The organism is Bradyrhizobium sp. GW821-FHT12B03, assembly GCF_058807535.1.
In genome coordinates this window covers 1-20,754 of the sequence record NZ_JBXAQU010000010.1, presented here as the reverse complement: position 1 = coordinate 20,754, position 20,754 = coordinate 1, and the positions used below count along the sequence as shown (strand labels likewise).

General features: G+C 63.2%; 19 protein-coding genes and 1 pseudogene. 16 read left to right on the top strand and 4 right to left on the bottom strand.

Going from position 1 to position 20,754, the window contains the following annotated elements; genetic code table 11:
* Nucleotides 1-391 precede the first annotated feature (391 nt).
* The gene (locus AC1RUR_RS19890) at nucleotides 392-1,066 is read left to right on the top strand and encodes a TenA family protein (protein ID WP_492847013.1); all 675 of its coding nucleotides are present in this window, start codon (nucleotides 392-394) and stop codon (nucleotides 1,064-1,066) included.
* Nucleotides 1,067-1,704: 638 nt separating this feature from the next.
* On the opposite strand, the pseudogene AC1RUR_RS19885 reads toward AC1RUR_RS19890, so the two are convergent.
* Both AC1RUR_RS19885 and allE read right to left on the bottom strand, forming a co-directional pair.
* Nucleotides 1,705-1,884 (bottom strand): annotated as a pseudogene (locus AC1RUR_RS19885) (antitoxin Xre/MbcA/ParS toxin-binding domain-containing protein); the annotation flags it as partial.
* Between the two features lie 281 nt (nucleotides 1,885-2,165).
* Nucleotides 2,166-2,963, bottom strand: a complete 798-nt coding sequence (gene allE, locus AC1RUR_RS19880) for a (S)-ureidoglycine aminohydrolase (protein WP_492847011.1) — start codon at nucleotides 2,961-2,963, stop codon at nucleotides 2,166-2,168.
* A gap of 366 nt (nucleotides 2,964-3,329) precedes the next feature.
* Between allE and gmd the strand changes: the two genes are divergently transcribed.
* From gmd to AC1RUR_RS19830, 10 genes are all read left to right on the top strand, one after another.
* The gene (gmd, locus tag AC1RUR_RS19875) at nucleotides 3,330-4,400 is read left to right on the top strand and encodes a GDP-mannose 4,6-dehydratase (RefSeq protein ID WP_492847009.1); all 1,071 of its coding nucleotides are present in this window, start codon (nucleotides 3,330-3,332) and stop codon (nucleotides 4,398-4,400) included.
* Nucleotides 4,381-5,340, top strand: a complete 960-nt coding sequence (gene fcl, locus AC1RUR_RS19870; protein ID WP_492847006.1) for a GDP-L-fucose synthase — start codon at nucleotides 4,381-4,383, stop codon at nucleotides 5,338-5,340. Before gmd ends, fcl begins: the two co-directional genes overlap by 20 nt.
* A 323-nt stretch (nucleotides 5,341-5,663) precedes the next feature.
* Nucleotides 5,664-6,710 (top strand): Rieske 2Fe-2S domain-containing protein, encoded by a 1,047-nt coding sequence (locus tag AC1RUR_RS19865; RefSeq protein WP_492847005.1) that lies wholly within the window; start codon nucleotides 5,664-5,666, stop codon nucleotides 6,708-6,710.
* Nucleotides 6,711-6,985: 275 nt separating this feature from the next.
* Complete coding sequence (locus tag AC1RUR_RS19860) at nucleotides 6,986-8,374, top strand: MFS transporter (protein WP_492847002.1); 1,389 nt, start codon at nucleotides 6,986-6,988, stop codon at nucleotides 8,372-8,374.
* A 137-nt stretch (nucleotides 8,375-8,511) separates the two neighbouring features.
* Entirely contained in the window at nucleotides 8,512-9,339 is an 828-nt protein-coding gene (locus AC1RUR_RS19855) for a 3-oxoadipate:acetyl-CoA acetyltransferase (RefSeq protein ID WP_492847000.1), read from the top strand.
* Between the two features lie 134 nt (nucleotides 9,340-9,473).
* Nucleotides 9,474-10,679 (top strand): MFS transporter, encoded by a 1,206-nt coding sequence (locus AC1RUR_RS19850; RefSeq protein WP_492846998.1) that lies wholly within the window; start codon nucleotides 9,474-9,476, stop codon nucleotides 10,677-10,679.
* Nucleotides 10,680-10,870: 191 nt separating this feature from the next.
* On the top strand, nucleotides 10,871-12,100 hold the full coding sequence (locus tag AC1RUR_RS19845; protein WP_492846996.1) for a CaiB/BaiF CoA transferase family protein: 1,230 nt from the start codon (nucleotides 10,871-10,873) through the stop codon (nucleotides 12,098-12,100).
* A 231-nt stretch (nucleotides 12,101-12,331) separates the two neighbouring features.
* Nucleotides 12,332-13,207 carry a beta-keto acid cleavage family enzyme gene (locus AC1RUR_RS19840; protein ID WP_492846994.1) on the top strand — a complete coding sequence of 292 codons (876 nt, stop codon included), beginning with the start codon at nucleotides 12,332-12,334 and terminating at the stop codon, nucleotides 13,205-13,207.
* 28 nt (nucleotides 13,208-13,235) lie between these two features.
* Nucleotides 13,236-13,580: a hypothetical protein gene (locus tag AC1RUR_RS19835; protein ID WP_492846992.1), complete on the top strand. Its 345-nt coding sequence runs from the start codon at nucleotides 13,236-13,238 to the stop codon at nucleotides 13,578-13,580.
* Nucleotides 13,581-13,678: 98 nt separating this feature from the next.
* A complete protein-coding gene (locus tag AC1RUR_RS19830; protein WP_492846990.1) occupies nucleotides 13,679-14,071 on the top strand; it encodes a RidA family protein in 393 nt (130 codons plus the stop codon).
* Nucleotides 14,072-14,075: 4 nt separating this feature from the next.
* Here AC1RUR_RS19830 and AC1RUR_RS19825 read toward each other — a convergent pair whose 3' ends face one another.
* Nucleotides 14,076-14,747: a TetR/AcrR family transcriptional regulator gene (locus AC1RUR_RS19825; protein ID WP_492846988.1), complete on the bottom strand. Its 672-nt coding sequence runs from the start codon at nucleotides 14,745-14,747 to the stop codon at nucleotides 14,076-14,078.
* A 214-nt stretch (nucleotides 14,748-14,961) separates the two neighbouring features.
* Between AC1RUR_RS19825 and AC1RUR_RS19820 the strand changes: the two genes are divergently transcribed.
* The 5 genes from AC1RUR_RS19820 to AC1RUR_RS19800 all read left to right on the top strand — a co-directional run bounded on the left by AC1RUR_RS19820 (nucleotide 14,962) and on the right by AC1RUR_RS19800 (nucleotide 19,390).
* Nucleotides 14,962-16,197 (top strand): acyl-CoA dehydrogenase family protein, encoded by a 1,236-nt coding sequence (locus AC1RUR_RS19820; RefSeq protein ID WP_492846986.1) that lies wholly within the window; start codon nucleotides 14,962-14,964, stop codon nucleotides 16,195-16,197.
* 146 nt (nucleotides 16,198-16,343) lie between these two features.
* A complete protein-coding gene (locus AC1RUR_RS19815; protein ID WP_492846984.1) occupies nucleotides 16,344-17,402 on the top strand; it encodes a phosphotransferase family protein in 1,059 nt (352 codons plus the stop codon).
* 422 nt (nucleotides 17,403-17,824) lie between these two features.
* Nucleotides 17,825-18,166 (top strand): NIPSNAP family protein, encoded by a 342-nt coding sequence (locus tag AC1RUR_RS19810; RefSeq protein WP_492846982.1) that lies wholly within the window; start codon nucleotides 17,825-17,827, stop codon nucleotides 18,164-18,166.
* A gap of 281 nt (nucleotides 18,167-18,447) precedes the next feature.
* The gene (locus AC1RUR_RS19805; RefSeq protein WP_492846980.1) at nucleotides 18,448-18,600 is read left to right on the top strand and encodes a hypothetical protein; all 153 of its coding nucleotides are present in this window, start codon (nucleotides 18,448-18,450) and stop codon (nucleotides 18,598-18,600) included.
* A 64-nt stretch (nucleotides 18,601-18,664) separates the two neighbouring features.
* A complete protein-coding gene (locus AC1RUR_RS19800; protein ID WP_492846978.1) occupies nucleotides 18,665-19,390 on the top strand; it encodes a Crp/Fnr family transcriptional regulator in 726 nt (241 codons plus the stop codon).
* Between the two features lie 9 nt (nucleotides 19,391-19,399).
* Here the strand turns inward: AC1RUR_RS19800 and argE are convergent, their stop codons facing one another.
* On the bottom strand, nucleotides 19,400-20,572 hold the full coding sequence (gene argE / locus AC1RUR_RS19795; RefSeq protein WP_492846977.1) for an acetylornithine deacetylase: 1,173 nt from the start codon (nucleotides 20,570-20,572) through the stop codon (nucleotides 19,400-19,402).
* Nucleotides 20,573-20,754 lie beyond the last annotated feature (182 nt).

Here is a 20,754-nt window from a genome sequence, read left to right as displayed (position 1 = left end):
ATCTTTCGGGCGCGTTTGGACGACCATCTGAACTAACCTTGTCGCCGCGCATCCCGAGAGACCCCCTGCCGCTTTCAGGAGTGCGTCGGTGAGGCGAGCGTGCCGATCGGGCGTCAATTGCTGTAGAGCCTCGAGCCCCAGAGCCATGACGACGACAAATATCGCGAACCTGACGTACTGATGGGGATAAGATGTGATGAATAGCGCGCCTAACAGCGCGTAAGCCAGGAAGCGCTCGAGCCCTACTGAGCCTGTCTCAGGTCGTAATCCTATCGGGAACAACGTCACAAGGCAGATCAGCCCGAACGCCGCCCACGTGGCGAATGCTACGAGTTTGTGAGCCATAGAGCACACATAGCGGCGCCAAGGCTTCACCGCAATCCAGTGGATCATGAGTTTCTTCGCACGCGTAAAGACAGAAGCATCCGCCGATTGGCGGGTCTACACCGAGCATCCCTTCACGAACGGATTGGCGGACGGCTCGCTCGCTGAAGCGGCGTTTCGTCACTACCTCGCTCAGGAATCCCTGTTCCTCATCGAGTTTGCGCGCGCCTACGCGCTCTCGGTCTACAAGTCGCCCAAGCTTGCCGACATGCGTGAAGCATTGGCCTGCCTCTCGACCATCCTGGATGTCGAGATGAACCTTCATGTGAAACTCTGTGCTGGGTGGGGGCTATCTCCGAGCGACCTTGAAGAAACACCTCCTGCGATCGAGATGTTGGCCTACACACACTACGCGCTCGACGCCGGATTGCGCGACGATCTGCTGGCACTCAAGGTGGAGCCTGCCCCCTTCGTGATCGGTTACGCGGAGATCGCAACGCGGCTCGTCTCGCGCCCCGATGTGGGACGCTGCGACGAATCCCTATCGCGTTTGGATCGCGGAGTACGCCGGCGTGCATACCAGGAGGTCGCAGCGAGAGCGCGGGCGCAACCGGACCATCTCGCCGATCTCTACGCCACGCCAGCCCGCGAGGCAGAGCTGATTGCGGTCTTCAAGGAAGCCACCCGGCTCGAGGCAGACGTCTGGCAGATGGGGTGGCGCGCAGGCCAGTATGTTGAATAGGCCTTCGGCAATCGCCGGGCGCATAACCTGAAGGTCATAGGTTTGGAACTGTGGATCCCCTTGCCCAGGGGCAGGAATGGTGTGCCTTTGCGATCGCTCGAGCCTGATCACCGCAAGCGCGACCATGTCGCCGGTTGTCATGAACTGCGGCAGTGTCTTCGCAAGCACGCCCTTCGCCAGACGTTGTCGGTAACACGCAATGCGCCGTTCCGCCCGCCACGGTCATCAATGCTTGGACCTCACGGGTTCGCATAAGATTGAAAGGTAGATCGGTCCGCTCGCGCCCCATCTCTGGAGACAAGAGATTGATATCGAGAAATCTGGTTGGCGACCCGAACCCAGCTTTGGGAGATGGATTTAAGAAGTCTTGCTTCGGTCTCGCTCTGCGCCGATTGCATTAACCGGTGATATTCTGCCGCCTGGGCTTCGCACTGCTTTACAGCATTCATGATCCTGCCCTCACTCGAGCTTCTAAATGAACCCGTCTAACTTTAACCTGTTCCCGGGCTCAGTCTGTGCGTTAGTTCACATACGGGTGACGCGCTGACAACCCTGACCTTGATAACCTCGTCATCAACAAGAAGCATCGGTAAATCCTCCGTCGGTGGGTACAAAGCCGTGCCGCTCCCGACATGGCGTCACGCGTAGACACCGTGCTCAAGTCGAACGAGAAAATCTTCCACCAACTCAACACCAGCCGGTGTGGCCAACAGATCGATTGGCTTATGCTGGTTCAAGCCGATAGCCGGCCGTTCCAACCATTGCTCAGCTTCCTGCATGGAACCGAAAATGGAGGTTGCTTTCGCCAGGACTTCCGCGAGCATAAAGCACCCCGCGTTCTCGGCGCGTTCGCAAATGCTATTATGGCAGTATATATAGCGCTATCAATAACTTATTAACTGCCAGGCAGGCGCGCTGGAGGGCGTAAGACTCGTCCTTCCAAGCTGAATACGAGGGTTCGATTCCCTTCACCCGCTCCAGCCCACGATTTTCGACGCTCCGCTGCGATTTCGTGTCTTCGGCGGGTGATACCCGGGCCGAGTGAGCTGCGTGTTGCCTTGAGGGCTTGCCCGATCGATCGGCCGCTCCGCAGCCCCGGTCAGAGCGCGACATCCCGGTTGACGTTCTTGTACAGAAGATAGACCGACTGGGTCGAACCGGTGGGGTAGAATTGCTGCGGACAGAACGATCCCATCCAGATGAAGTCATCGACCCAGATTTCGTGCCAGCTAGCGCCAAGATAGTACAAACCTTGCCCTTCCAGCATGAGCAAACCGTGCTCCATGATGTGGGTCTCGACGGCTGGGAAACAGACGCCGGGTTGGAAGAACATCAGGTTCATCTCGAAATCGAACCGCAAATCGCCCATCGGCAGCAGGTGCTTGAAGCCGCGTCCCTCCAGCCCTGTATGGTTCGTCATCGGCATCGATTGCTGTTGACCGGTGATGGCCGTCGGTGCCGCAATGCCCTCAACCGTCTCATAACGTTTCTTGACCGCGACAACGCGGGCGGGAGCGGTGGGATGGCAGCGCAACGTGAAGGACGTGCCCGGCGGAACATAGGCAAAGGCGCCTGACGTCAGTGAGGTCGGGGCTTCGGTGCCGATGCTGATGTCGACGGCTCCCGCCACGACGTAGAAGAAATGCTGAAGATCCACGCAGATCGGTTGGGCCGTGCCGCCCGAGGGGTCGATCTCCAGCATGAATTGGGCAAAATCGGCGCCGAGCGTCGGCGCCGCCAGAAAACGCACGGTCGTCGACGACCACGCCGGGAGCCGGCTCTTCAACACGCCTTCAGGAGGCATGAACGCGAAGTTGCGGCCGACGACGGCGCGGCTGTGGCCGATCGCGCCGGGACGAACGATGCCGGGTTTGGCAGGCAGATCGGTCGGGTGCATCCTGGATTCCTTGGTCAAGTCGCAACAGCGTGGCGCTGCGAAGCACGCAAGACCGGAGTGTTGCGACGCGCGCGAATGGGGTTCGTACCGGCTTCTTCAATTTGATAGATGAGCGCGATGTGTCCCGCAACGCCGCTCGTGCGGCGGCCGCCCCCGGAGCATTTCCGTCATCCGACGTTGTCTGGCGCCTGAGCGGTCTTCAGAGCCTTTGAGCCGCGCCGGCCGAAGATGCCGCCGGGCCGGCGAGGCCGGCGGCGCATTGCCATATTGGGTTGACCCCGGCGGTTGATATGTCAGAGAAGGGCGGGTGGGGGCCGGAACGGGCGGCCGGCGCCCCCGGGGCGCTGTTGGGAGCAGGATGCGGATATGACTGAGCGGATCGCTCTCATCACCGGCGTGACCGGCCAGGACGGGGCTTATCTCGCCGAATATCTGCTGTCGCTCGGCTATGTCGTGCACGGCATCAAGCGGCGCTCGTCCTCGTTCAACACCGCCCGCGTCGACCACCTGTATCAGGATCCGCATGTCGGCAACGTGCCGTTCCTGATGCATTACGGCGACATGACGGATTCGACCAACCTGATCCGCCTGGTGCAGCAGATCCGGCCGACCGAGATCTACAATCTCGCCGCCCAGAGCCACGTCGCCGTCAGCTTCGAGAGCCCGGAATACACCGCCAATGCCGACGCCATCGGCGTGCTGCGCCTGCTGGAGGCGATCCGCATCCTCGGCATGGAGAAGGAGACGCGGTTCTACCAGGCCTCGACCTCCGAGCTCTATGGCCTCGTGCAGGAGATCCCGCAGAAGGAGACCACGCCGTTCTATCCGCGCTCGCCTTACGGCGTGGCAAAGCTCTACGGCTACTGGATCACGGTGAACTACCGCGAGGCCTACGGCATGTTCGCGTCCAACGGCATCCTGTTCAACCACGAAAGCCCGATCCGCGGCGAAACCTTCGTGACGCGCAAGATCACCCGCGGCGTTGCGCGTATCGAGGTCGGGCTGGAGGACACGCTTTATCTCGGCAATCTCGAAGCCAAGCGCGACTGGGGCCACGCCAGGGACTATGTGGAAGGCATGCACAAGATCCTGCAAGCCGACAAGCCCGACGACTTCGTGCTGGCGACCGGCGAGACGCGTTCGGTGCGGGAGATGGTCGAATTGTCGTTCGCTCACGTCGGCCGGCGCATCGCATGGCGGGGCGCAGGCGTCGAGGAGACCGGTGTCGATGCGAAGAGCGGCAAGACCGTGGTGCGGATCGATCCGACCTATTTCCGCCCGACCGAGGTCGATCTCCTCGTCGGCGATGCCAGCAAGGCGCGCGAGGTGCTCGGCTGGAAGCCGAAGCGCAGCTTTGCCGAGCTCGTCGAGGAGATGATGACGAGCGATCTGGCCGAGGCAAAGCGGGATGCGGCCAATGGCAAACGCACCGTTTGAGTTGAAAGGCAAGAGCGTCTACGTCGCCGGCCATCGCGGCATGGTCGGCAGCGCGCTGGTGCGCCGGCTCGCGGGAGAGGACGTCAAGCTCGTCACGGTGGACCGTCGCGAGGTCGATCTGTGCAACCAGGCCGCCGTATCCGAGTGGTTCGCAAGGGTGCGGCCGCAGGTCGTGTTCCTTGCCGCGGCAAAGGTCGGCGGCATCGTCGCCAACGACACGCTGCGCGCCGAGTTCATCTACGACAACATCGCGATCGCGGCGAATGTGATCCACGCCGCGCATCAGAACGGCGCCGAGAAGCTGATGTTCCTCGGCTCGTCCTGCATCTACCCGAAGCTGGCGCCGCAGCCCTTGCGCGAAGACTCGGTACTATCAGGCCCGCTCGAGCCGACCAACGAGCCCTACGCCATCGCCAAGATCGCCGGCATCAAGATGGCGGAGGCCTATCGCAGCCAGTACGGCTGCGACTTCATCAGCGTGATGCCGACCAATCTCTACGGCCCCGGCGACAATTATCACCCTGAGATGAGCCACGTCGTCGCCGCGCTGATTCGCCGCTTCCACGAAGCGAAGGTTTCGGGCGCGGGAAGCGTCGTCGTGTGGGGCACCGGCACGCCGCGGCGCGAGTTCCTCTATGTCGACGACATGGCGGATGCCTGCGTGCACCTGATGAAGACCTATTCGAGCGCGGAGCTGATCAATATCGGCACCGGCGAGGACATCACCATCGCCAAGTTCGCGCGCGTCGTCGCGGAAATCGTCGGTTATCGCGGCGAGATCGGTTTCGACACCTCGCGCCCCGACGGCACCCCGCGCAAGCTGCTCGACGTCAGCCGGCTCGCGGGGCTCGGCTGGCGCGCGACGACCACGCTTCACGATGGCTTGAAGCGCGCCTATGCGGCCTATCAAGCCGGCGCGCCCGGGACGGGGCCCAAGTAAGAACCTTCACCGCAAACACGAGTCGGCCGGTCGGGCAGGCGAGGGGCACGAGGTTCATGTCAGCGTCCCCGGCCGCGAAGCCGGCGAGAATCCGTGGGGAATCTAGCTTCATCGCCGTGTGACCACGGACGCCGAACCTCGCATGCTCCAAATTTCATTCGCAGCCGTGCAATCTCGACATTCTGGTTGACGTATCAGCATCCAGGGGTTGTATTGTGACATCAGAGCATGAATTGCGGGAGAGGAGGAAGCCCACTTGCCACTCCGCGCGACCGCATGAGTGATGACGCCCCGTCCGGCAGGACCAAAGGCGAGGTGAGGTCATGGTGATCGCGTCAACCTGGGACACCGAGAGAGCCGATTATCGCGCCGTCGTCAACGAATGGCACGTGGTCCGCCGGAGCGAGGAGGTCGCGGAAGGCGCCATCGTGCCGGCGCGCCTGCTTGGCGAGGATATCATCCTGTGGCGCCACGACGGCGAGGTTCACGCCTGGAAGGACTATTGCCGTCATCGCGGTGCGCGCTTGTCGCTCGGCTGGGTGAAGGACGGTTGCGTCGTCTGCCCCTACCATGGCTGGGAATACGGCACTGATGGAGCCTGCCGCCGTTACCCGGCCCATCCGACGACCCGGCCGACGAGCCGGGCCGCGGCATTCCGGCATCATGCGGTCGAGCGGTATGGATACATCTGGGTCTGCATGGGCGATCCCGTCGCCGCTATTCCCAAGTTTCCCGTTTGGGAGGATGCGACCTATCGCAAGGTCCAGGCCGGGCCGTATTACTACAACGCAAACGCCCTTCGTGCCGTGGAGAACTTCCTCGACCCCGCGCACTTTCCGTTCGTGCACGCCAACCTCAATGGCAACCCCGACGATCCCGATGAGCTCGTGGATTACGATGTCGCGTTGACAGGCGAAGGTTTGCGCACCAGTGAGATCACCTTGTTTCAGCCCTACGGCGATCATCGCGGCATTCCGATCACGGCAGTTTATCGTTACTACTGCTTCCGCCCGACGACGGCCTATTTCAACAAGGAGACCGGTGAGGTCGAGCGCTTCTGCACGTTCCTCGCCGTCACGCCGGTCGATCTGGAAAATTGCGTGCTGCATCTGACCGCCGCCGTCAATTATGGCTTTGATGTCGACGCCGAGCAGATCGTGTCGCGCATGGACAAGGTGTACGAGCAGGATCGCGTGATCGTCGAGTCGCAACGCCCGAAGACTTTGCCGCTTCATCCCAAGGACGAGATCCACCTGAGAAGCGATCTTCTCGGCGTGGAGTATCGCCGCTGGATTCGTGCATTGGCGGGTGAGGGACTCATGCCGGATCGCGCGCAAGAGGCGGCGGACGAGGGCGCGGTCGCAAGCTGAGTGACCGGGCGAAGCGCAATGCGCGTGACGTTGCAGCAGGCACTTTGAGTGCGGCGGCCTTCAAACGTCCGTCGCGCAAATAACATCATGTTAGGTTTATCGCATAACTGGGTAATTGTGTTAGCCCGGCGATAGCCTATTGTCGCGACCAATCAGACACCTATCGGCAGTGGCAAGCGCTTGCGGAAACTCTGCAGAGCGCGCGGAGAGTGCTGCCCAATTTCCAGCGAAGCCCGTCAACGGGACGTCAGAAAACCCAGTGGAGGAATTTTCAGATGACCGCGATCCGACACATGAGTCAGTCCAGGAAGGCTGCTGCCAGCGGCTGGATCGGGTCGGCTCTCGAATATTATGACTTCTTCATCTACGCGACTGCCGCGTCGCTGATCTTTCCGCAAATCTTCTTCCCGTCGGACAATCCCACCGTCGCCATCGTCGCATCGCTGGCGACCTATGGCGTCGGCTACGTGGCGCGTCCCATCGGCGCCTTCGTCCTCGGACATTGGGGCGACACCCATGGCCGCAAGACCGTTCTCATCGTCTGCATGTTCCTGATGGGCATCTCGACCATGGCGGTCGGTATCCTGCCGACCTATCAGCAGGTCGGCATCCTCGCACCGATCCTGCTCGTCATCCTGCGTCTCATCCAGGGATTTGCCGTTGCCGGCGAAATCTCCGGTGCAAGCTCGATGATTCTGGAGCACGCCCCGTTCGGTCGGCGCGGCTTCTATGCAAGCTTTGCGCTCCAGGGCGTGCAGGCCGGACAAATTCTCGCCGCCGCCGTCTTCCTGCCACTGGCGGCCTACATGCCGACCGAGGCCTTCAACAGCTGGGGCTGGCGGATTCCGTTCTTGCTGTCCTTCTTCGTCATCGTCGCGGGCTACATCATTCGCCGCGAAGTCGACGAAACCCCTGCCTTTGCCCGCGAGGGCGAGCGGGGAGAAACGCCGCGGGCGCCCATCGTCCAGGCCATCAAGCTGAGCTGGCGCGACATGCTCAGGGTCATCTGCATGGCCCTGATGAACGTCATTCCTGTTGTTGCGACCATCTTCGGTGCGGCCTATGCGGTGCAGCCGGCCTATGGCATCGGCTTTGCCAAGGATGTCTATCTCTGGATCCCGGTGCTCGGAAACATGCTGGCCGTGTTCGTCATTCCCTTCGTCGGCCATCTCTCCGACAAGGTCGGCCGCAAGCCGCCGATCATCGTGGGCGCGCTTCTCTCCGGCTTGCTCGCCTTCGGCTATCTTTATGCCATCAGCATCAGGAACGTGCCGCTTGCGATCCTGCTGTCACTGCTGATGTGGGGCGTGGTCTATCAGGGCTACAACGCGATCTTCCCGAGCTTCTACCCCGAGCTGTTTCCGACCCGCACCCGTGTGTCGGCGATGGCGATCTCGCAGAACATAGGCACGACCATCACCGCGTTGCTTCCAGCCCTGTTTGCGATCGTGGCGCCTCCCGGCTCGGCCAACATTCCCTTGACGGTGGGCGCGATCGCCTTCGGCATCACTGTTATCGCGGCGCTGGCGGCCGTCACGGCTCGGGAAACCTATCGCGTCAGCATCGACGATCTCGGTAATCCCAAGGCCGTTCCGATGGCGCGGGCCGACTATGAGCGGCAGCGCACGGAGGCGGCGAACGGAGCGGCCGCAATTCCGACCTGACGGAAACGCAAGGAGGCCTCCGCTGCGATCGATGATGTTTGCAGCGGCAAGGCTCCACGCATGACAAGGCTCGACGCGTGACGCGACAGCTTGTTCGAACTCTGTGCGCGCGAGCGCGATCATCATGAGGTTGCAGAATGAACCCCGTCGTCGTTGCCGTCGCCATCACCGGCTCGGTTCCGCGCAAGAAGGACAATCCCGCGGTCCCGGTTCTGCCGTCCGAACAGATCGAGTCGACGCACCAGGCCTTCGAAGCCGGCGCCACGCTCGCCCATATCCATGTTCGCAACGATGACGAGACGCCGTCCTCCGATCCCGAGCGCTTTGCCCTCGTGCAGGAGGGGATCAGGAAGCATTGCCCTGACATGATCGTTCAGTTCTCGACTGGTGGGCGGGGCCGCGATCCCTCGGCGCGCGGATCATCGCTCTACCTGAAGCCGGACATGGCTTCGCTCTCCACCGGATCGGTGAACTTTCCGACGATTGTCTACGAGAACAGCGCCGCGCTGGTCGACACCCTCGCCACCGGCATGAAGGCGAACGGCATCCGTCCGGAGATCGAGATCTTCGATTTGTCGCATCTGCATGGCGCCCGCCGCCTGATCGAAGCGGGGCTGATGGACACACGTCCGCACGTGCAGTTCGTGATGGGCGTCAAGAACGCAATGCCGGCCGACGAGCATGTCCTCGACATCCTGCTGGGCGAGTTGAGGCGGCTGATCCCGAAAGCGACGTGGACGGCGGCCGGGATCGGACGCCATCAGGCCGAGGTCATGGGCTGGGCGCTTGCGCGTGGCGCCGATGCGGTTCGCACCGGGCTCGAGGACAATGTCAGGATCGACAAGACGCGCCTGGCCGCCAGCAACGCGGAGCTCGTGACCATCGCCGGCGAGGCTGTCGCGCGCCACGGCCGGCGCGTGGCGACCGCGGCCGAGGCGCGATCCCTGCTCGGGCTCGCGGGGTAGGGGCTACTGCCTCCTCCTGACATGCTCCCGGCCGCCTTCTGCCATTCGGTGGCCGGCGTTCCCGTGCGCTGAGTCTCCGGATAAGACAGGTGTCTCAGGCGCCATCTGCGCCTGCCGGGCAGGCGACGAGTGGAATGCGATTCCTGAAATCTGACAGCAGACTCCTTGGGGTCCTGCTGGTGCTGGCAATCACGCAACTCATTGGATGGGGGACGATCGGGCTTCCGCCGATCGTCGGCCGCGATCTTGCGGCCGATTTCGGCATGAGCCTGCCGATGGTGTTTGCAGGCACCTCCACGCTTTACGTCACCATGGGGCTGTGCGCCCCCTGGCTCGCCAAGGCGTTCGCACGGCACGGCGCCCGCAAGGTGATGATGGTGGGCACGGTCGTTGCCGTGCCGGGTTACATCGTGCTGTTCTTCGCGCGTGAGCCAATCCTCTATTTCGTGGCCTGGGTGATCCTCGGCATGGGCGGCAGCGCCACGTTGTCGACCGGTGCCTATATCATGCTCAACGAGGTTGCCGGGCGGCAGGCCAAGAACGCCATCGGCGCGCTCATGCTGGTGACGGGCCTCTCCAGCAGCATCTTCTGGCCGACCACTTCGTTTCTCAGCGGTCATTTCGGCTGGCGGGGCACCTGCCTCGTCTACGCCGCCATGCTGATCCTGGTCTCGCTTCCGCTCTATGCTTTCGGTGCGCCGCGCCGGAAGGTCGTGGAGGACGAGGGTGGGGAGGCTGCAAGACCTTCCGATGCGCCTGCGATTCCGCGCGGCACTTTCAATCTCGTCGTGATCGCGATCACGCTCAACGCCTTCGTCAATTTCGGCCTCGGCGCCGTCCTCATCGAGCTGCTGCGGGCCGAGGGTCTCGCACCAGCCCAGGCCATCGCCTTCGGCTCGATGCTCGGCGTGATCCAGGTCAGCGCCCGAGGGCTCGATTTCCTCGGCGGCGGACGGTGGGACGGAATCACGACCGGGCTTGTCGCCGGCACGGCGCTGCCCGTCGCCATGCTGCTACTGATGGTGAGCGAGGGGGCGACCTGGGCGGTCGCGGTCTTCATCCTGCTCTACGGCGCCGGCAGCGGCGCGATGGCGGTGGCCCGCGCAACGATCCCGCTCGTATTCTACGACCAGGCCGAATTCGCCAAGGCGATGTCGATGATCGCGCTGCCGCTCAATCTGGCATCCGCCATCTCGCCGCCGCTGCTGGCCGCTCTGCTCACCCAGTTCGGTAGCCGCGGCGCGCTGAGCCTGACGCTGGTATTCTCCTGCGCAACGGTGCTGATCCTGGTCCTGCTCGGCCGCCGCCGGCCGCAGGTGGCTGCGGCGGCCGCGACCTGAGCCCGACGAGGTAAATTCGCGGTGCGGAAATTCGCCGCCATGGCGATCCCGCTGCCGGCCGGTGGATGCCCGTATGCCCGCAGTGCAGTGCTCACGGCTTGAAAATAGTGTATCCGCAGGGAGCGCGGCCACGGCCGGACCTCAGCACTCGGGCCGCCGCGCCAAGATCCAGTTCCCCGGAGGAAACTTACATGTCGGCCCTGCCGCTTTCAGGCATCAAGATCCTTGACCTTACCCGCGTGCTCGCCGGGCCCCTGTCGGCCCAGATGCTGGGAGACTTAGGGGCGGAGGTCATCAAGATCGAGCGGCCGGGCACCGGCGACGACGCGCGCGCCTTCGGCCCGCCTTACCTGGCCGATCCCGAGGGCAAGGCGAACAACAACAATTCGTTCTACCTTTGCGCCAACCGCAACAAGAAGTCGGTCACGGTCAACATCGCCAAGCCCGAGGGCCAGGCGATCATCCGCGAGCTCGCCAAGGACGTCGACGTCTTCATGGAGAACTACAAGGTCGGCGATCTCAAGCGCTATGGCCTGGACTACGAGACCATCAAGGCGATCAATCCCCGCATCATCTACTGCTCGGTGACCGGCTTCGGCCAGACCGGCCCGTACGCGCCGCGCGCCGGCTATGACGCCATCCTGCAGGCGATGGGCGGCCTGATGAGCGTCACCGGCCACATGGATGGCGAGCCGGGCGAGGGCCCGATGAAGGTCGGTCCCTCGATCGTCGATTACATGACCGGCATGAACACCTCGATCGGGATTCTCTCGGCGCTCTACCATCGCGACGCCAATGGCGGCGTCGGACAGCATCTCGACGTCTGCCTGTTCGACACCGTGATTGCCTCGCTCAGCCACTGGCTCCAGATCTACCTCGTCAACGGCAAGACCCCGCCGCGCCGCGGCACCTGGGGCAATGGCGGGATGCCGGCCGGCGTGTTCCGCTGCACCGACGGCGAGCTGATGCTGGTGGTCGGCAATGACGGCCAGTTCCAGCGCACCTGCGCGGTGCTCGGTGAGCCCGAGCTCGCCAACGACAAGCGCTTCGTCAAGAACAACGACCGCGTCGTGCACGGCAAGGAGATCATGGCGATCTTCGCCGGCCTGTTCCTGAAGAAGCCGGTGGCCTATTGGCTCGACAAGCTGGAGGAGGCCGGCGTGCCGTCGGGTCCCATCAACAATTTCGAGCAGGTGTTTTCCGATCCGCACGTCCAGTCGCGCGGCATGCGGGTGAAGACCGAGCACAAGTTCGAGCCGGAGCTGTCGCTGATCCGCAACGCGCTGACCTTCTCGGAAACTCCCATCAAGAACTACCGCGCGCCGCCGCTGCTCGGCGAGCACACCCAGGAGGTGCTCGGCGGCAAGCTCGGCTATGACTCGGGGAAGATCGACGACCTGAAGAAGCAGGGGATCATCTAGTTCTGACGAAGCAGCGCGCGCTCTTACCCTCCCCTGGAGGGGGAGGGTCGATGCGCATGCAGCGAAGCGAAATGCGCAGCGGGGTGGGGTGACAGTCTCTCCGCGTCGTACAGTGCTCGTGTTGAGAGATCACCCCACCCCGGCGCTGCGCGCCGACCCTCCCCCTCCAGGGGAGGGTCAGGTAGATTTGCGCAAGGTACTTGAGCCACGACGACATCGGGACAGCATCGCATGACCGGCAAAACCATCATCACCTGCGCGATCACCGGCAACCTGACCAAGCCCGAGCAGTCGCCGTACCTGCCCATCACGCCCGAGCAGATCGCGACATCCGCGCTGGAGGCGGCGGAGGCGGGAGCGGCCATCGCCCACATTCATGTGCGTGATCCCGCCACGGGGCGGCCCTCCATGTCGATCGATCTCTATCGGGACGTGGTGGAGCGCATTCGCGCCCGCAACAAGAGCCTCGTCATCAATCTCACCACCGGTCCCGGCGGTCGTTTTGTTCCTTCGCACGACGATCCCCGCATCGCCGGCCCCGGCACCACGCTGCTTGCCCCCGAAAAGCGCGTCGAGCATGTCGAGCTGCTCAAGCCCGACATCTGCACGCTCGACCTCAACACGATGAATTCGGGCGGCGAGGTCGTGATCAACACGCCGCGCAACGTCCGCATCATGGCCGACCGGATGAAGGCGGCCGGCGTGCTGCCGGAGATCGAGCTGTTCGATTCCGGCGACTGCCATCTGGCGCGCGACCTGTTCGCCGACGGCACGCTGAACGGGCCCGGCCTGTTCTCCCTCGTGCTGGGGGTCAAATACGGCTTCTCGGCAACGCCGGAGACGATGTTCTATGCCCGCAGCCTGCTGCCGCCGGGCGCGATCTGGTCCGGCTTCGGCATCGGCCGCGCCGAATTCCCGATGGTGGCGCAGGCCTTTCTGCTCGGCGGCCATGTCCGCGTCGGCATGGAGGACAATCTCTATATGTCCAAGGGCGTGCTGGCGAAGAGCAATGCCGAGCTGGTCGCGCATGCCGCCGGCATTCTGAAGAGCCTGGGGGCGAGCGTTGCGACCGCGGCCGATGCGCGCGCGATGCTCGGGCTCGGCTGATCGCCATTGGACAAATCGTGACGCCATCGTGACGCTCGCGCGGCCTTTCGTGAAGCTTGCGCGCAATCCCCAGATAAACCCGGTCCGTACAGATACAGGCTTCCGCTTCGCGCGCGAGTCAGATTCGATCTCTCCATTGGGTTCGGGAGGGAAATACATGTCCTATACCATCGGGTTTCAAGCCAAGAACCAGAAGGCAATTCTGGCGACCGAGGCGGCAACCGCCAATCAGGCCGTCGCGATCATTGCCGCGCTGCGGCAAAGCGCCGACGAAATAAAGTTCATCCGCTCGCCGCAGGAAGGCGAGATGGGCATCGAGATGCTGCTGCTGCTCGCCAAGGAAGAGGCCGAGGAGATGCCGCAGCGGGCCTAACCCGCCGCTACGACCACACTTCGACCAGAAGCGAAACATGCCGGCTACAGAATAATGTAGTCAGGCCTCAGTCTCGCTTGAACCGAAGGTGGCCGCCCATGAAACGCGAAGCGCTCCGCGTCGAACCGATCTCGTCCTTTCTCGATCGCTGGAAGGCGCCGACCTCGCCGGTGACGCGCGCCGGCAACATGATCTTCGTCGCAGGCCTGCCGCCATTCGACCCCGAGACCGGCGAGATCGCCTCCGCGCCGATCGAGCGGCAGAGCGAGATCATCATGGAGCAGATGAAGCTGTGCCTTCAGACGGCCGGCGCCTCGCTGGACAACGTCATGAAGTGCAACGTCTACTGTACTTCGACCAGGCACTTCGCCGCGTTCAACGCGGTCTATGCGCGCTATTTCCCGATCGATCCGCCGGCGCGGATCTTCGTCTGCACGCCGGAATGGTTCGCTCCCTTCGACGTCGAGATCGACTGCATCGCGATGATGTGAGGCGCTAGCGCGCGTCTCGCGCGAGTGCGCGCGCCGGCGCCTTCGTCTCGTTGCGTCCCGCCGTCAGTGCCATCGTCGCCACGCTGACGACGCGTGCGACCACGTCCTCGACGTCGTCGAGGTCGCATTTGCCTTCCGATAGCTTCGTCAGCCGCTCGCTCTCGCGGATGGTGTGGTGGGCCATGGCGAGCGCGAAGTTGAGGCCCCAGTAGATATCGACGTCGCTGCGGTCGGGCAGGGACCTGCGCATCGCGCCGGCGAATTTGCGCAAATGGTCGATCTCGCGGTTCTTGATGCGGCGGATCGGCGGCACGGATTCGATCGAGGCGCGGATCATGAAGCGCGCCGCGGTCGAGCGCTGGTTCTCGGGGCCGAGGCAGCCGCGCAAGGTCGGGCCGACCAGCGCGCGCAGGATCACCTCGATCGGCGCGCGGCCGCCGCCTTCTTCTTCCGCAGCCTTCAATTCGCGCAAGCGCTCGCGATTGGTCGCGATCGAGCGGGTCACGAACAGCTCCGCGATCAACTCGTCCTTCGAGCCGAAATGATAGTTCACCGCCGCGAGGTTGACACTGGCCGCCGCGACGATGTCGCGCAGCGTCACGTCGCCGAAGCCGCGATCGGCGTAGAGCCGTTCGGCGGCCGCGAGAATGGCAGACCTCGTAAGATCGCTGGCCATGGGGCGCTCAGGGGAGGGAGTTGCAATTCAAACAGTTGTATGAAACTATCGTTTGAAGGCCGGGAAAAGTCAATCCGCAATCGGGACTCGTTCGCAACGCGCGAAGCGGGGTCTGGAGACTTGCAAGGTTTGCGCATTCGCGCTTGCAGGCCATGCGTGGCGGGAGGACAGTCCGGCGCAAAAGGATCAGCGAGAGAGAAACGAGGAGCGTCCCATGGATTTCGACCTGTCCCCCAAGCAGAAGGAATGGCTCGACCGCGTGCGGTCGTTCATGGCCAAGCACGTGCGCCCGGCGGTGCCGGTTTATGACGAGCAGGATCGCAGCGGCGAGCGCTGGAAGGTCATCCCGGTGCTCGAGGAGCTCAAGAAGAAGGCGAAGGCCGAAGGCCTCTGGAACATGTTCATGCCGCCGAACGAGCATGAGGATGACGAATTCCGCGGCGCGGGATTGACCAATCTCGAATATGCGCTGCTGTCGGAAGAGATGGGTCGCATCACCTGGGCTTCGGAAGTCTTCAACTGTTCCGCGCCCGACACCGGCAACATGGAAGTGTTCATCCGCTACGGCTCCAGGGAGCAGAAGCGCAAATGGCTGCGTCCGCTGATGGACGGCGAGATCCGCTCGGCCTTCCTGATGACGGAACCCGCGGTCGCCTCGTCGGACGCGACCAACATCGAGACCCGCATCGAGCGCGACGGCGACCATTACGTGATCAACGGCCGCAAATGGTGGTCGTCGGGCGTCGGCGATCCCCGCTGCAAGATCGCGATCCTGATGGGCAAGACCGATTTCAAGGCGGCCAAGCACCAGCAGCAGTCGCAGATCCTGGTTCCGCTCGACACGCCAGGCATCAAGGTCGAAAAGATGCTTCCCGTGTTCGGCTTCGACGACGCACCGCACGGCCATGCGCAGGTGCTGCTCGAGAACGTGCGGGTGCCGAAGGAGAACATCCTGCTCGGCGAGGGCCGCGGCTTCGAGATCGCGCAGGGCCGCCTTGGCCCTGGCCGTATTCACCACTGCATGCGCACCATCGGCAAGGCCGAGGAGGCGCTGGAGAAGATGGTGAAGCGGCTCGCCTCGCGTACCGCGTTCGGCAAGAAGATCATCGAGCATTCGGTGTGGGAGCAGCGCATCGGCGAGGCCCGCACCGATATCGAGATGAACCGTCTCTTGTGCCTCAAGGCCGCCGACATGATGGACAAGGTCGGCAACAAGGCCGCGCAGCTCGAGATCGCCATGATCAAGGTTGCCGGTCCTAACATGGCCTTGAAGATCATCGATCAGGCGATCCAGGCCTTTGGCGGCGCCGGCGTTTCGGACGAGGCGGGCCTTGCGAAGGACTACGCCCACATCCGCACGCTGCGTCTCGCCGACGGTCCGGACGAGGTGCACAATCGCGCCATTGCCAGACTTGAAGTTCGGAAGTATGCCAACTCTCCCGGTCACTAGGCGGGAGGGCCGCACGGCGCTCCCGATTTGAAGAAACGACAGGGCATGACCCGATCGGGGTGACCGCTTGACGCAAGTGCGTCGGCGGTTACCGATTAGGATCATGCTCGGCCTGAAAAGGTCAGGACTGAAGAGGGAGCGTCACCGTGGCTGACGGCGTCAGGAAAGACGAAGAGTTCTCGGGCACCAAGCCGGTCGAGGAGCGGCATCGTTTCGACGAGCTGCGCCTCGAGGCGTGGATGCGCGACAACGTCGAAGGCTATGAGGGACCGCTGGTCGTCCTGCAGTTCAAGGGCGGCCAGTCCAACCCGACCTACCGGCTCAACACGCCGAAGCGCTCCTACGTGATGCGCAGAAAGCCGTTCGGCAAATTGCTGCCGTCGGCGCATGCGGTCGATCGCGAATACCGCGTGATCGCAGCCCTTGGAAAGCAGGGCTTTCCGGTCGCGCGCGCCTATGCGCTGTGCCAGGACGACGCCGTCATCGGCGCCGCCTTCTACATCATGTCGATGGAGGAGGGCCGGGTGTTCTGGGATCCGACGCTGCCGAGCCAGGATGGCGATGCGCGCCGGAAGATCTTCACCAGCAAGATCGAGACGCTGGCCCAGCTCCACATGTTCGACCCTGTTGCGATCGGCCTTGGCGAGTTCGGCAAGCCCGGCAATTATTTCGCGCGGCAGATCGACCGCTGGACCAAGCAATATCGGGCGTCCGAGACCCAGCACATTCCGGAATTCGAGAAGGTCGCCGAATGGCTGCCCAAGACCGTGCCGGAACAGGCGCGGGTCTCGATCGTGCACGGCGACTACCGCCTCGACAATATGATTTTCCACGCGACGGAACCGCGCGTGCAGGCCGTGCTGGACTGGGAGCTGTCGACGCTCGGCGATCCCATGGCCGACTTCACGTACCTGTTGATGCAGTGGATCATGCCGGGCCTTGAGGGAGCCGACCTCAAGGCGCTGAACATCCCGAGCCTGGAGGAGGCCGCGCAGATCTATTGCAACGTCACCAAGATGACGGTGCCCGATCTCAACTGGTACTTCGCCTACAATCTGTTCCGCCTCGCCGGCATCACCCAAGGCATCGCCGGCCGCGTCCGCGACGGCACAGCGGCGAATGCCAAGGCGCTGGAGTCAGCCAAGCGCACCGTGCCGCTGTCGCAGGCGTCATGGGAATACGCGCAGAGGGCGGGCGCGGTTTAGGGGATGACAAGGGCGCGGTCGATGGCCGCGCTTTTTTGCTTCGTGATTCCCGGATGCTTCCGCAGCCTCCGTCATTGCGAGCGACTTGTCCGCCGTAGCTCGAAGAGCGAAGGCGGAAGCGAAGCAATCCAGAATCTTTCCGCGGTGACAGTCTGGATTGCTTCGTCGCAAGGGCTCCTCGCAATGACGTGGGGGGAGCTCGGAGTCCTCGCTAGCAGTCGCGCGAGGTCTGGAGCCCGGGTAAGCGCAGACAGCTCTTGTAGGGTGGGCAAAAGCGCATAGCGCTGTGCCCACCATATTTCCATGATCGCGGAGACGTCGTGGGCACGCTTCGCTTTGCCCACCCTACGGAAGACGGCCGGCTTGCCGCCGTGGTTGACAGCCAGCCCTTCGGCCATATCTCCGTTGCACGGAGACTGATCATGATCCAGCAACTGCGCATCTACGAAATCTTCGAGAAGAACAAGGCCGCATTCCACGCCCGCTTCCGCGATCACGCGGCGCGCATCATGCGGACCAAATACGGCTTCCGGATCGTGGCGATGTGGGAAACGAAATTCGGCGACCGGACCGAGTTCGCCTATCTGCTGGAGTGGCCGGACGAGGCAGCCAAGACGTCGGCGTGGGCGGCCTTCATGGCCGACGCCGAGTGGGCCGAGATCAAGCGGGCGACCCATGCGGAGCACGGCTTGATGGTTGGCCAGATCGAGGATCGCTTACTGGTGCCGGTGGATTATTCGCCGTCACGAAGCCTGCTGCGCTAGAACATGGTCCGGAAAAGTGCGAAGCGGCTTTCCGAAGAGACCATGCTCAAACAAAGACCGAAAGCGCGCGCTTGAGTCTCGCAGCCCGAGTGAGCGCAGCGATATCAGCGACAGCGGTCTCCGCATGTCGCTACGCTGCGTACGGTCGACATACTGATCGGTCAGCAGCGCTGTCCTTCACTCTGCATGATGATATTTGCATTGTGTTGTGTCGGGAACCGCACATAATGGGCGCTCGGCGGCCGCCGCGCCGCCGCCGCTCACGGCCCATGGAGGCTGCTATGGAGCGCTATGTCCACAATGCGAACATCGAGCTGTATCGGAAACTGATTGCCGAAAGCGAGCGCGATCCGGCTCGCGATGAGGATCGGCACCAGATGCTGCTGACGTTGCTTGCGGAGGAAAGAGAGAAAGACAAGAAGACGAGCTGCTAGTCGCCGTCCGGTCTTGCATGACCCGCTGTCTCTGAGGTGGTCACACGCTGCGCGGAAGCCGGATATGGACCAGCCGACCCAATCGTACCGGAACAGGTTGCTGCAACTGCTGCCGCAGTCGGATTTCGATGCGCTGCGTCCGGAGCTGGAAGCCGTTACCCTCGAATACCGGCAGCCGCTCTATGAAGCCAACCGGCCCCTGCGCAGCGTCTATTTCCCGGTGGCCGGCGTCGCATCCCTCGTGAACACGATGGCCGACGGATCCGCCGCCGAGGTCGGCACCATCGGCAACGAAGGTGTCGTGGGACTACCGGTCATTCTGGATGACGAACTCACGCCCGTGTCCGCCTATGTGCAGGTCCCGGGTGCAGGCCTGCGTTTGCGAGCGCAGGCGTTCCGTTCGGCGCTTCAACGCAGCGCGAGCATGCGCACCATCATGTCGCACTACGCCCACGCCTTCTTCAATCAGGTGGCGCAATCGGCCGCCTGCAGCCATTTCCATTCCGTCGACCAGCGATGCTGCCGCTGGCTGCTGATGACGCACGACCGGGTGCAGTCCGATCAATTTCTGCTGACGCAGGAGTTTCTCGGAATGATGCTTGGGGTGCGACGTAGCGGCGTCAATCTTGCCGCCCGCAAGTTGAAGGTCGACGGCTTGATCGACTATCGTCGCGGACGGGTGTCGATCCATGATCGCAGCGAGCTCGAACGTCGCAGCTGTGAATGCTATGCCGTCAGCAAGCAGGAGTTCGACCGGCTGTTGGGCGCGCCCACCGGCGCGCATGCCTGAACCGATGCGTCAGCCCTTCGCGCAATGCGCGATCAGCCTCTCCACGAACCCCGCGCACTTCTCCAGCTCCGCCATCTCCACGAACTCGTCCGGCGTATGCGCCTGCGCGATCGATCCGGGGCCGATCACCACCGAGGGGATGTCGGCGATGCTGGCGAACAGGCTCGCCTCGGTGCCGAAGGCGACCTTGGCGTGGTCGTTGCGTCCCGCAAGGCTCTTGGCCAGCGTGACGATCCCGGCATCCGCCGCGGTGTCGAGCGCGGGATAGTCGAGGATCTCCTCGAAATCGATGCCGCACTCCGGATGCCGCGCCTTCATCGCGGGCTCGATCTCGGCCTTGGCCCAGGCGACGATCGCATCCGTCACCTCGCGTGACTCGGTGATGCCGATGCCGCGGCATTCGAAATCCACGGTGCAGGTATCGGGCACGATGTTGAGTGCGGCGCCGCCATGGACGATGCTGGTTAGCAGCGTCGAATGCGGAACGTCGTACAGGCTGTCGGTCTCTCTCTTGCTTGCGAGTTGCACCGCGCGGCGGCGGATCTCGACGATCAGCTCAGCGGCATATTCGATCGCGTTGACGCCGTCGGGCGCGATCGAGGAGTGGCGCGCGAGCCCGCGAAACGTCGCGCGCACGCCGTGCTTGCCCTTGTGGCCAATGATCACCTGCATCTGCGTCGGCTCGCCGATGAAGGCGCCCAGCGGTCTGACCTTCTTTTTAGCAACCTCGCCGAGCATCGGCCGCACGCCGACGCAGCCGATCTCCTCGTCATAGGAGATCGCCAGATGAATCGGCGTTGTGAGCTTGGCTTCGATCATCTCCGGCACCATGGCAAGGCACACTGCGACAAAGCCCTTCATGTCGGTGGTGCCGCGGCCATAGAGCTTGCCGTTGCGCTCGACCAGCTTGAACGGATCGTGGCTCCAGTCCTGGCCCACGACCGGCACGACGTCGGTATGGCCAGACAGCACCAGGCCCGGCCGGTCCGCCGGCCCGATGGTGACCCACAGCGAGGCCTTTTGGCCGGTCTCGTCGACGATTCGCTCAAAGCCGACGCCGAGGTCGGTGAGATAGCTTTCGATATGGGCGATCAGGGGCAGGTTGGTGCGGTCGCTGACGGTGTCGAAGCCGACGAGGTCGGCGAGGAGCTTGCGGATACGATCGGGTCTTGAGCTTGGCATTGTCACGGTCTTGTCGGAGGAAGATGGAGGCTGAGGCGCCTGCATGAACCATACCAACGTCGAGGCCGGCGGCGCAAATCAAGATCGTTTCGCAGGGTGGGTTAGTACTACTGAGTCAGTTGGTCGCGGCGGCTTAGGTGTGAAAATCAAGTATCTGTAGGGATTCAGAATTTGGCACGCGG